We start from the raw sequence: 12,688 nt of genomic DNA on the forward strand, positions 1-12,688 counted from the left end.
CCACCAGGGCAGCCGCTACCTGAGCACGGTGCGCAGCAGCCGCAGCGCAGCGTCCTTCTCCAACGGTTCGTTGCCGTTGCCGCACTTCGGCGACTGCACGCACGACGGGCAGCCGTCGACGCACTCACATGCGGCGATGGCGTCCCTGGTCGCACCCAGCCAGTCTTCGATGACCTCGCTGCCGCGTTCGGCGAAACCGGCACCGCCGGCCAGACCGTCATAGACGAACACTGTCGCCAGCCCGGTGTCGGCATGCAGAGCCGTCGACACTCCGCCGATATCCCAGCGGTCACAGCCGGCGAAGAGAGGCAGCAGACCGATCGAGGCATGCTCGGCGGCATGGACGGCTCCGGGCAGGTCTCCGGAGACGACTTCGGCCTCGTCGAGGACGCTCTGCGGAATCGTCCACCACACGGCCTTCGTTCGCAACGTGCGCTCCGGCAGGTCGAGCTCGTGTTCGGCGATGATCGCTCCACCGCGCTTGGCCCGCATCCGATAGGCGACGACCTGATCCTTGACGTCGACGGTGCCGCTGCACACAGCCACCCCGGAGGGCAGAACCCGCTGCGCATCGGTGTCGACGATCGAGATCTGCGTCTGCAAGCGCGGTTGGGTCGTATAGTCGACCTGGGCGCGTTCGACGGCGACGATCCGGTCCTCGAGGTCGAGATCGAGGACGGTGAAGTCGATTCCCTGATGCGTGTACACAGCGCCCGGATGGGCTCCCGTATGTGCACCCGATTCGTCGACCGTGCCCAGCAGAGTGCCGGTGCTCGCTTCGACCAGGCTGAATTGACCGCCGCCGGAACCGCGGATATCGGACAGGTCGGTCGCCGGTTGGTCTTTTGCCCAGAACCATCCGGTCGGCCGTGCCCGCAGCATCTTCCGTTCCACGAGATCGTCGATGACTTCGGACGAATCGTCCGGGAAGTGCACGAGGTCGGCCGACTTCAGCGGCACCTCGGCGGCGGCCGCACACAGGTGACCGGAGAGCACGTGAGGATTGCCCGGATGGATGACGCCGGCGTCGACGGGGGAATCGAAGATGACTTCGGGGTGATGGACGACGAACGTATCGAGAGGATCATCGCGGGCGATGAACACCGCCATCCACCGCTGCCCGGCTCTGCCCGCGCGGCCTGCCTGCTGCCACAAGGAGGCCAGGGTTCCCGGCCAGCCGGAGATGATGACGAGGTCGAGTCCGGAGATGTCGATGCCCAACTCCAGAGCATTCGTCGACGCCACGGCCAGGAGCTGACCCGACCGCAGAGCCGTCTCGAGCATCCTGCGCTCTTCGGCCAGATACCCACCCCGGTATGCGGCGACCTTGCCGGTCAGGGTCTCGTCCACCTGACCCGCCTGGTCTCGGACCGTCTGCGCCAGGGCTTCGGTGCCTCGGCGTGAGGCGATGAACGTGATCGATCGATATCCGGCGCACATCGAATCGGTGATGACATCGGCGGCTTCGACCAGACCGCTGCGCCGGTCCCCGCCCGGTGACACAGGAGGCTCCCACAAGGCGAAGCTGCCGGCCGCGCGTGGGGACGAGTCCTCGGTCACCGCGTGTGCGGGCCGCCCGGTCAGCTTCGCAAAGGCCACGTCCGGGTCCGCCATCGTCGCCGAGGCTCCGATGACGACCGGGGAGGCCCCGTAGTGGGCGGCGATGCGCAGCAGACGACGGAGGATGAGTGCGACGTGGGACCCGAACACTCCACGGTAGCGGTGGGCTTCATCGATGACGATGAAGCGCAGGTTCTTGAACATCCGGGCGAAGCGTTCGTGCTGGGGCAGAATGCTGCGGTGGAGCATGTCCGGGTTGGTGAAGATGATGTTCGCATGCCGTCTCGCCCAGTCCTTCGAGACCTGTGAGGTGTCCCCGTCGTAGCTGGCGGGACGCATGCCCTGGATGACGAATCGTTCGAGTTTGGCCAGCTGATCGGCGGCCAGAGCCTTTGTCGGAGCGATGTAGATCGCCGAGGCGGTGCGCAGCTTCCCGCGAGTCGATTGGATCGCTTCGAGCACCGGCAGCCAGAATCCCAACGACTTGCCCGACGCGGTGGGGGTGGCGATGACGACGTCGGAACCGTCCCTGGCCGTCTGCGCCGCCTCGAGCTGGTGCTGCCACAGAGCGTCGACGCCGATGGAATGACATGCGTGCTTGAGCTCGTCGTCGATCCAGTCCGGCCACTCGGCATCCCGTTCGAAACGCTGCGGGATGTCGCGGACATGGACGATCCGCTCATCCCGGGCACCGAAACCGGTGACGATGTCGAAAAGAGCAGAGGAGGCCATGAGTCAATTATGGCGCAGTCGCTAGGATTCTTCTGTGACTGATCTGCCGTTGGCCCACCTGGGCGAGACCCTCTACCGCTCCGGATACACCGAACCACGGCTGCGCCAGTTCTGGGGTGGTCCGACCTCGGAGGCGCTGCTGCGCAACAACGCCGCACCCGCCATCCACCACTGCGCCCGGACGCTGGCGGACCAGTCGTCGACGGCAGCCGACCGGGCCATGGCCAGCGCGGCGCTGCTCTTCCACTTCCACCGCACAGTCCCGGTCGCCCAGGTCCGAGCCATGCTGGGGGAGTCCTTCGACACCGCCGCCGAGGCGGGGCTGATCACCGTGGACGACGACGAGGTGACCGCCCCCTTCGCCCTGACCCCCTATGAACTTCCCGTGGGTGTTCCCCGCGGCTTCCGTCCCGGGGACGAGAACCTCTACCTCGTGGCCGACCACGGCACCCTGACCACACCGGATGTCCTCGACGGCGAGTTCGTACTCGGACTCGGCGGAGCCGGCCGGACACTGGTGTCGATCACCCCGCGCGACCACGTGGGGGTGGCCGCCGACATCGGCACCGGCTGCGGAATCCAAGCTCTGCTGCTGACCCGCCACAGCGACCGAGTCATCGCCACCGACATCTCCCACCGGGCCCTGCGTCTGGCCGAACTCTCGGCCGGACTCAACGGTGTGACGACGATCGAATTCCGGCACGGCTCGCTTCTCGAACCATTGCAGGAACCCGTGGATCTGCTCGTGTCGAATCCGCCGTTCGTGATCACCCCGCGCAGCACGGACACCACCTTCGAATACCGGGACGGCGGAATGACCGGGGACCGACTCGTTCGGGAGCTCTTCACCCGGATCCCTGAGAACCTCGCCCCGGGCGGACGCAGCGTCTGCCTCGGAAACTGGGAAGCCGCCTCGGGGAAGGACGAAGGACCGGAGTCCTGGGTCAGCGATGACGACACGTCAGTGTTCGTCATCGAACGCGAAGCCCTGGACCCCATCGCCTACGCCGAGACCTGGATCCGCGACAGCGGGATCCCTCGCGCCAGCACCGCCTGGAACGACGCAGTCGCCGCATGGCTCGACGACTTCGCCACCAGAGCTGTGGACGAAGTCGTCTTCGGGTACGTGCTGATCGCGAAGTCCGATAACGATGTGCCAACGATTGGTACCGAAGATCCCGCGATCGGCGACGTCACCTCGGACGTCGACCGCGGACCGTCGGGGACGGCCGAAGGAGTGTTCAAGACTCGGGTCAGAGTCACCTCGGCGCCGGCGAAGAATCCGCACGGACTCGCAGAGTTCCTCACCACGATCATCGCGATCCGGTCGTGGCTGGCAGCGGCCGGACCGGAGGAGATCGCCGCGACCGCTTTCACCCGCTCTCCGGACCTCGTCGAACATCGCCATTTCCTTCCCGGAGCGCCGGAACCCAACTCGATCACCTTGGAACAGGGGATCGGCTTCGGGCAGGTCTTCGACCTCGACACGGCACTGGCCGGATTCGTGTCCGTCGCGGATGGGACGCTGACCCTGCGACAGACGGCCGGGGCCTTGGCCCAGCTTCTCGAGGTCGATCCCACGGCTCTGGAAGATCAGCTCGTGGCGCAGGTCAGAGCCCTGTGCGCGGCGGGTGCACTGCTGCCCGACGGCGGTTCGATCGGGAGCTCGACTGCTGGGACGTCGGCGGAATAGGGATAGGATCGGAAACCGTTGACCCCGTGTCCGAGCCGAGATCGGACGAGGTCCGGGCAGCATCCGGGCCGCAAGTGCCGATGAGGAACGTGTCCGTTCAACAGTGTTACATTGGGCCGGATCGTCCGTTGCAGCGGGCAGCTGATGCCGTGAGAGGAATGTGAAAGCGTGACCACAACCGAGAAGAAGCCCCGTCGCCTCGTCATCGTCGAGTCTCCGACGAAGGCGCGAACGATTGTGGGATACCTCGGCGACGGTTACGACGTCGAGGCCTCTGTCGGTCATATCCGCGACCTGCCCACCCCTTCGGAGCTGCCCGCCGATATGAAGAAGGGGCCGTACGGAAAGTTCGCTGTCGACGTCGACAACAACTTCGATCCCTATTATCGGATCGATCCGGGCAAGAAGAAGAAGGTCACCGAACTCAAGCGTCTGCTCAAGGACGCCGACGAACTCTATCTGGCAACGGATGAGGACCGCGAGGGAGAGGCCATCGCCTGGCATCTGCTCGAAGTCCTCAAACCGAAGATTCCGGTCAAGCGCATGGTCTTCCACGAGATCACGCCTGAGGCGATCGAACGGGCCCTGGAGAACACCCGCGATATCGATTCCTCGCTCGTCGACGCGCAGGAGACCCGCCGCATCCTCGACCGTCTCTACGGCTACGAGGTCTCACCCGTGCTGTGGCGCAAGATCCGTGCCGGGCTCTCGGCCGGACGTGTGCAGTCCGTGGCCACCCGCCTCGTCGTCGAACGCGAACGCGAACGCATGGCCTTCGTGCCCGCTGACTACTGGGACCTCGATATCGATCTCGGTCTGCCGGATGGGACGAACCCGTTCGCTGCGAATCTCACCACACTCGACGGATCGCGGGTGGCCAGCGGCCGTGACTTCAACGACAAGGGCGAGCTGAAGAACACCTCGGCGACGATCGTCGACCAGGCGCGAGCGGAATCGTTGGCCACGGAGCTGAACGGCAGCGCCAAGGATGCGCTGACGGTGACCGCGGTGGAGTCGAAGCCGTACTCCCGGCGCCCGGCCGCACCCTTCACGACCTCGACCCTGCAGCAGGAAGCCGGACGCAAACTGCGCATGAGCGCTCGTCAGGCCATGCGCACCGCTCAGTCGCTGTACGAGCACGGCTACATCACCTATATGCGTACCGACTCCTCGGCGCTGTCGGGTCAGGCCATCGCTGCCGCCCGCAAGCAGGTGACCGAACTCTACGGTCCCGAATTCGTTCCGCAGTCGCCGCGCCAGTACGCGAGCAAGCAGAAATCGGCGCAGGAGGCTCACGAGGCGATCCGTCCCGCCGGTGACTCCTTCCGCACCCCGGCACAGGTGTCCAAGCAGCTCAACGGAGACGAGTTCCGTCTCTACGACCTCATCTGGAAGCGCACCGTCGCCAGCCAGATGGCCGACGCGAAGGGCAAGACCGCGACGATCAAGGTCAGCGCTGCTCTCGCCGACGGCCACGAGGCCGGTTTCAGCGCCAGCGGCACCGTCATCACCTTCCGCGGGTTCCTTGCCGCCTATGAAGAGGGCCAGGACGCGTCCCGCTACGACACGAAGTCCGGAGAGTCGCGGCTGCCGCAGGTCGAAGAGGGCCAATCGCTCTCGGTCGTCAAGGCCGAAGCCGACGGCCACACCACCGCTCCGCCGCCGCGCTTCACCGAAGCCAGTCTGGTCAAGCAGCTCGAAGAGCTCGGCATCGGCCGACCCTCGACCTATGCTGCGACGATCTCCGTCATCCAGGACCGCGGCTATGTGACGACTCGCGGCAACGCATTGGTGCCCAGCTGGTTGGCGTTCTCCGTCGTCCGCCTGCTCGAAGAGCACTTCGCCGGTCTGGTCGACTATGCGTTCACCGCTGATCTCGAATCCGAACTCGACCGGATCGCGATGGGCGAGGAGGATCGCAACGACTGGTTGGCCGGATTCTACTTCGGTGACAAGACCCAGGACCGTGAAGGACTCAAAGCCATCGTCGACGACCTCGGCGATATCGATGCCCGCGAGGTCAACACCGTCGCCATCAGCGAAGGTGTGAACCTGCGTGTGGGCCGCTACGGTCCCTACCTCGAAGTCGCCTCGGAGAAGGACGGAGAGGACCCGAAGCGGGTCTCCGTCCCCGACGATCTGGCACCCGATGAGCTGACAGCGGCGAAGGCCGCCGAACTCATCGAATCCCAAGGCGACGGCGACCGCGAGCTCGGCGTCGACCCGGAGACCGGACACACCATCGTGGCGAAGAACGGTCGTTTCGGACCCTATGTCTCCGAGGTGCTGCCCGAACCCGAGGAGAAGCCGAAGCGGGGCGCGAAGAAGCCGAAGCCGCGCACAGGTTCCCTGTTCAAGTCGATGGATCTGAACTCGATCGACCTCGAAACCGCGCTCAAGCTGCTCAGCCTGCCTCGCGTAGTCGGTCAGGACGAAGAGGGCACGGACATCACCGCGCAGAACGGCCGCTACGGACCGTACCTGAAGAAGGGAACCGACTCCCGCTCCCTGACCGATGAGGAGCAGATCTTCAACATCACCCTCGAAGAGGCGCTGAAGATCTACTCAGAGCCGAAGCAGCGCGGCGGTCGTCGGGCCGCAGCACCGCTGAAGGAACTCGGCGAGGACCCGGAGACGAAGAAGCCCGTCGTCGTCAAGGACGGTCGCTTCGGACCGTATGTCACCGATGGTGAGACGAATGCGACCCTGCGCAAGGACGACTCCGTCGAAGCCGTGACGCTCGAACGCGCCGCGACTCTGCTCGCTGAGAAGCGCGCGAAGGGACCGGCGAAGAAGAAGGCTCCGGCGAAGAAGGCCCCCGCCAAGAAGACGACTGCGAAGAAGACGACGGCAGCCAAGACGACAGCCGCGAAGAAGACCACTGCGTCGAAGTCAACAGCGTCGAAGTCCACCGCAGCGAAGAAGACGACGGCTTCCAAGTCGCCTGCGTCGAAGGCCACCGCTTCCAAGACGACAGCGGCGAAGAAGACGAGCACGGCCAAGCCGAAGACTCCCTGAGTCGACGGCCGCCGAACCCGCGGTCTGTGATTGTCGGGTCGATCCACGGCGATCTCGACGTTGAAAACACCGTGGATCGACCCAACAATCGCCGTTTGCCGACACCGGCCGCGACCTTGCGGAGACTCCAGCCGCGGCAGGGGCGAGATCAGCCGCGCGACGAATCTGCGAAGTCGGTGAGCGCCTGGCCGTCGAGTCGGTAGGTCTCCCACTCGTCCTGCGGCTTCGCACCCAGCGATTCGTAGAACCCGATCGACGGAGTGTTCCATTTGAGCACGCACCATTCGAGCCGCGCCAGTCCGCGCTCCTGGCAGATCTGCGCCAGCCGGCCGAGCAGCGCCTTTCCGGCTCCCGAGCCGCGATGTTCGGGCAAGACGAAGAGGTCCTCGAGCCAGATGCCGTTCCTGCCCGTCCAGGTCGAGAACGAATGGAACCAGATCGCGATGCCGATGACCTCGCCGCCCGCCTCGGCCACGAGACCGAACGTGTTCGCATGACCATCGTCGGGGAACATCACTGCCGCGAAATCCGCCTCGGTGGCCTCCACCGCATCCGGTTCCTTCTCATAGACAGCCAGCGCGCGGACAAGCCGCAGGATCTCGGGCAGATCAGAGCGTTCTGCTTCACGAATGGTGACGGTCATGGTGTGTGCTCTCAAAGTCGTTCGGTCAAAGGAATTCAGCCTCCGCGGTTCGCGCGCTGTCCCGGCCTGTGGCGGCCACAGCTTTTGCCGACCTCACAGCCGGTGCTTTTCCGCGTGGCCGGCTACTTCGGCAAGCTCCTCGGCGGTGGGGGACAGGGGCGAATCCGGATTCGCGTCGGCATAGTAGGCGGCGAACGCCTCGGCGACGGAATCGATCGTCACCGTCGGATGGACCTCGCTGATCGATCCGCCCGTGGACGGATCCCAGTCGATTCCGAGGGCGGCTTCGACGTCGGTGAGTACCGCGCGGATCGGTTCCGGGTCCTCGACGACGACGGACGACGAGAACAGCCAGGCACCGGAGACCACGCGCTGGGCGGTGCCGATCGCTTTGATCCGCCCGGCCACGTTGACACTGTGTTCACCGGGACAGTATTCGCCGGGAATCTCGCCGAGGCGGGCATCGATGCCCAGCCCGCGCAGCACCTCGACATAGTCCTGGCCGAAACCGGTGAACCGTGCGTTGGTGTTGGTGATGAATGAGTCACTCGGTTCGATGTGATCGATGACCAGCGAACCCGGATGGTATGCGGCCGCGCGCCCGCCGAGGCTGCGCAGGGCAGGCGTGAAACCGTGATCCCGGGCCGCTTCGATGGCGGCGGCGAAGCCGGGCAGGAAACGGTCCCTGGCACCGAACGCCAAGGTCGGGGCCGGTCGGTACATCCGCAGAGTCGCTCCGCGGCGTCCGGCCTTGACCGAATCGAGGAGGACGCGGGCGAATGCGAGTTCCTCCACGGGGCCCAAGCCTTCCGCCGCCACCGTGGTCATCGCCAGTGAGTCTGTGTGCACGAGTTCAAGGGTAGAGGATCGGCAGGCCCCGGTCGGGTTCGGGTTGTCGCAGATCGCACTCGTTTCCAAGAGATATGTCAGTTCGGCCAGATAGTGTAGGGCTGTGAGCATGTTGACGACTACAGGACACCGACTGCCCGGAGCCCCCGGCCGCTTGGTCACCGAGACCGCCGCCTGGGGTGCCCTGATCGTTCTTGTCGCGATCAGCTATGTCGTGGCAGGAACCAGCGGACTCGTCGCGACGGTGGGCGGTCGCGCCTTCACCGCCATGGGAGAGTCTCTCAGCGCCGGAGGCTTCGACAATCAGATGGGCAGTCTTTCGCTGCTCATCGTCTTCGCCCTCTCCTGCGCCGGTCTCTTCATTCCCGCAAAGGTCTTCGCCTCCCGACCGCCGGCGTGCGCAAGACAGCTCTGAGCATCTCTGCGATCGTCGAAGCGGCACTTCTCGTCGTCCTCAGCCTGGCTCCCAGTGCCTGGCTGACGTGGGTCGCGGCCCTGTTCCTCGGCGCCGTGGTGGGTCTGCTCATGAGCATCAACCCGTTCAGACACGAGAAGCCGTGGCGCCGTGTCGGCATTCCCGCGGCCGTTCTCGTCTTCGTATCCTGCGCCTTCCAGATCCTCGGCGGCTCTGCAGCGGGAACCCAAGCGCTCGGATGGGTGTCTCTGCTGGTGGGCATCGGCATGGCTGCTGGTTCCGTCATCATCTTCCTGACCCCCGAACGGGTTCTGCACGCGGAGACCGCGACGACCGGGCAGTTCCCCGAACTCAAGGCCCGGGTCGCCCGTCCGGCAGAGTCGATTGCGAACCCGTGGGTGTGCATCGGCCTCTTCGCCGTCCTCGGTGCCACCTTCATGCTCGCTCAGCCGACGGCGATCGGCCACGGCTATGGTCAGGCCGGGTTCGCGGTCATCATCGCCTGCTGCCTCGTCGGGTGGGCCGTCGGATTCGAGATGGGGCCGACCTTCGCTCCCGGGATGTCCCGTCCGCGTGTGTCCACTTTCGCGCTGCTCGTCTCCGGTGTGCTGCTGCTGGCCACCGGCGCCATCAACGAACTCTCCGGCAAGGTCGTGCTCTCGGCCGCGATCGCGTTCCTCGTCGGCATCGGCGTGCGCGCTCAGCCCTATGACTTCTCCCGCCGCTACGGTGCCGTCGCCGGTGCCGGACTGGCGTTGGTGATCAACGCACTCGACCTCGGCGGCACGGTCGAAGTCGGCTCGAGCCCCGACTGGATCCTAGCTCCCAGCGACGTGGCGTTCCTCATCTTCGGCATCGCCGCCCTGGTCGCCGGAGTCATCGGACTCTTCACTTTCGACCCGCACCGACTGCAGGGCCTGTCCGTCGACATCGTCCACGGATTCCGCCCGCCCACCCAGCCGGAGACTGCGGCGGGCGGACTCGGGAACTCGGCCGAGCGCCTCGGCGCCGGATTCTTCATCGCCATCGAAGGCGGAGATGGTTCCGGCAAGACCACACAGATCAAACGCATCTCCGCGGCTCTGGCCGATGACGGCTATCACGTGGAGGCCACTCGCGAACCCGGCGGCACCGAACTGGGCACGAAGATCCGTTCTGTTCTCTTCGACTCCGACCCGCCGAGCCCGCGCACCGAAGCCCTGCTCTTCGCCGCGGATCGTGCCCACCATGTGGCATCCCTGGTCGACCCCAGCCTCGATGCCGGAAACATCGTCATCACCGACCGGTACATCGATTCGACAATCGCCTACCAGGCAGCCGGTCGGAGCTTCGACGAGAAGACGATCCTCGCGCTGAGCCACTGGGCCACCCAGGGGCTCGTGCCCAACCTGACGATCGTCCTCGACATCGAACCCGAGGTCGCCGCCGAGCGGATGGGCAAACGCGGCGACAGCAACTACCTCGACGAGGAGAACCAGCAGTTCCACCAGCGAGTGCGCCAGACCTACCTGTCCCGTGCGCACAAGGAACTCGACCGCTACGTCGTCCTCGACGCCTCGGTCGACGCCGATGAGCTCACCGAGCAGATCCTCGCAGCAATCCGCGCTCGGCTTCCGCAGACCCTGGTCAAACGCGACACCGGCACCGAGGCAGCCCCCGCCGCAACGTCGAATGCTGAGTCCGGCAGCGACCCGGAACGCAGCTCCGTACCGATCGCTGCCGTGGCCGCCGGAACCGTAGCGGAAGACGGCGTGGTCGAGTCGGTGGAGTCAGACGACGACAAAGACGAAACGCCCTCTGCCGACGGCTCCGCAGAAGTGGTCGGTGCCCGTGAGACCGAGGACGACTCTGTCGACAGCCGCAATACGGCAGACGGCTCCGCCGAGGATGACACAGACGCGGACGACACCGATGTAGGCGATACGAGCGGCGAAGACGAGATGCACGAACGTGGACCGCGTTTCGTCCCCGCCTCCGGCGATCGCTTCGTTCCCTCTGCCGTCACCGACGCCGAGGCCGAGATCTCCGGCGCCGTGCCCACCGAACGCGTCGACCTCGGAGCGGATCTGCGGGATGACCCGACCGCCTCGGCGAGTGCGGGATCGACCGGTGCTTCTAATTCTCCGGCACCCACGGATGAGGCCGCGGATCGGGAATCGGAGAATGACGAGGAGGAACTCCCGTCGTTCCTTGAGCAGAAGGGTGCGCGCCGATCCGAAGAAGATGAGGCGACTACGGTGCTGCCGGCGCACGGGAGCACGTCCGAAGCGATCATCGATGACAGTGATGATGCCGATGGTGTGCCGACGGATCGAATCGTCGCAGATGAAGACGCGGAAACCCGGGTCGTCAATCGTGTCGATCCCGAAGATGCCGAAACCCGCGTCGTCCACCGCGCCGATTTGAGTTCCGAGGCCGGTGCGGATGACGCAATCGAGGACTTCGTCGATGCAGGGGACGCGGAGACCACGGTGCTGCCGGTCCGCAGTGCACGGGAGATGAGCCGTGAACGGCTGCAGGCTCAAGCTGAGATCGAACGGCAGGCTCGAGAGCGTCTGCGCAGGCAGCGCGAGCGCAGCACCCGTCGCTTCACCAACCCGGAGGATTCCTGAAGTGAGCGTCTTCGACGAACTCGTCGGCCAGGATGACGTCATCACCCAGCTCGGCTATGCCCTGGACAACCCGGCGGCGATGACCCATGCGTGGCTGTTCACCGGCCCTCCCGGTTCGGGCCGATCCAACGCGGCTCGGGCCTTCGCCGCGGCCCTGATCTCCGGTGGCACGGAATCGAACGACGTGACGGCCAGGGTGCTGTCGGGGCATCACGAGTCGCTGACGATCATGTCGACGCAGAAGTCGGTGATCTCGATCGAAGAGGTCCGCGAACTCGTGTCCAAGGCCCAGGCGTCGCCGGTGAACTCGAAATGGCGTGTCGTCATCATCGAAGATGCCGACCGGATGATGGAGCGCACGGCGAACGTGCTGCTCAAAGCGATCGAAGAGCCGCCTCCGGGAACCGTGTGGCTGCTGTGTGCACCGAGCCCGATCGACGTGCTCACCACCATCCGATCACGGTGCCGCCCGGTACGCCTGCGTATTCCTTCTCGAGAGGCCGTGGCACAGCTGCTGATGCAGCGTGACAACGTCTCCGAGGATCGTGCCCATTGGGCTGCGGCGGTGGCTCAAAACCACATCGGGCGCGCGAAATACCTGGCGCTCAACGAGTCGGCCGACGCCGAACGCAAACAGATCCTGGCCATCCCCGGCAAGCTCACCTCGGTGGGGGCGACGATCCGTTTGGCCGGTCGCATCGTCGACGCAGCGGCAGAGACCGCGAAGTCACGAGTCGAAGAGCGCAATGCCGCGGAGCGGACGCAGCTTCTGACCACCTTGGGGGTCGAAGGGGAGAAGACGATTCCGCCCTCGGCCAGAGCACAGATCAGAAAGCTCGAGGAAGAGCAGAAGCGCCGTTCGGTGCGAGCCCGCAACGATGAGCTCGACCGGATATTCCTCGAACTCATGAGCCTCTACCGGGACATCCTCATGTACCAGCTGGGGATCCGAGACGGGTGGATCAACGCCGGCGAAGTCGATCTCATCGCCGAACAGGCGAACCGGGACGGCCCCGACACCACTTTGCTGCGCATCGACGCGATCACCGAGGCCCGGCAGCGCCTGCAGACGAACATGTCGCCCGTGCTCATCGTCGAAGCGGCCTTCGTGCTGCTGTCGAACCCCTGGCTGCAGGAAGACCGCACCGGCGCGATCTGAGAGCCGA

At 65.5% G+C, this 12,688-nt stretch carries 8 protein-coding genes; 5 read left to right on the top strand and 3 right to left on the bottom strand.

Going from position 1 to position 12,688, the window contains the following annotated elements:
- Positions 1-15 precede the first annotated feature (15 nt).
- Positions 16-2,292: a DEAD/DEAH box helicase gene (locus tag LJ362_RS03930; RefSeq protein ID WP_264800860.1), complete on the bottom strand. Its 2,277-nt coding sequence runs from the start codon at positions 2,290-2,292 to the stop codon at positions 16-18.
- Positions 2,293-2,326: 34 nt separating this feature from the next.
- On the opposite strand from LJ362_RS03930, the gene LJ362_RS03935 reads away from it, so the two are divergent.
- A complete protein-coding gene (locus LJ362_RS03935) occupies positions 2,327-3,985 on the top strand; it encodes a class I SAM-dependent methyltransferase (protein ID WP_264800861.1) in 1,659 nt (552 codons plus the stop codon).
- Positions 3,986-4,153: 168 nt separating this feature from the next.
- Positions 4,154-7,003, top strand: a complete 2,850-nt coding sequence (gene topA / locus LJ362_RS03940; RefSeq protein ID WP_264800862.1) for a type I DNA topoisomerase — start codon at positions 4,154-4,156, stop codon at positions 7,001-7,003.
- Between the two features lie 148 nt (positions 7,004-7,151).
- On the opposite strand, the gene LJ362_RS03945 is transcribed toward topA, so the two are convergent.
- Together LJ362_RS03945 and LJ362_RS03950 are read right to left on the bottom strand one after the other, a co-directional pair.
- Complete coding sequence (locus tag LJ362_RS03945; RefSeq protein WP_413774227.1) at positions 7,152-7,646, bottom strand: N-acetyltransferase family protein; 495 nt, start codon at positions 7,644-7,646, stop codon at positions 7,152-7,154.
- A gap of 93 nt (positions 7,647-7,739) precedes the next feature.
- Entirely contained in the window at positions 7,740-8,495 is a 756-nt protein-coding gene (locus LJ362_RS03950; RefSeq protein WP_264800863.1) for a biotin/lipoate A/B protein ligase family protein, read from the bottom strand.
- Between the two features lie 103 nt (positions 8,496-8,598).
- Here LJ362_RS03950 and LJ362_RS03955 point away from each other — a divergent pair, with 103 nt between their 5' ends.
- The 3 genes from LJ362_RS03955 to LJ362_RS03965 are packed head-to-tail and all read left to right on the top strand — an operon-like array spanning position 8,599 to position 12,681.
- Positions 8,599-8,910, top strand: coding sequence for a hypothetical protein (locus LJ362_RS03955; RefSeq protein WP_264800864.1), 312 nt, complete (start codon positions 8,599-8,601; stop codon positions 8,908-8,910).
- The gene (gene tmk, locus LJ362_RS03960) at positions 8,892-11,522 is read left to right on the top strand and encodes a dTMP kinase (RefSeq protein WP_264800865.1); all 2,631 of its coding nucleotides are present in this window, start codon (positions 8,892-8,894) and stop codon (positions 11,520-11,522) included. Before LJ362_RS03955 ends, tmk begins: the two co-directional genes overlap by 19 nt.
- A gap of 1 nt (position 11,523) precedes the next feature.
- Complete coding sequence (locus tag LJ362_RS03965) at positions 11,524-12,681, top strand: DNA polymerase III subunit delta' (RefSeq protein WP_264800867.1); 1,158 nt, start codon at positions 11,524-11,526, stop codon at positions 12,679-12,681.
- Positions 12,682-12,688: the final 7 nt, after the last annotated feature.

Source organism: Brevibacterium sp. JSBI002 (genome assembly GCF_026013965.1).
GTDB lineage: Bacteria > Actinomycetota > Actinomycetes > Actinomycetales > Brevibacteriaceae > Brevibacterium.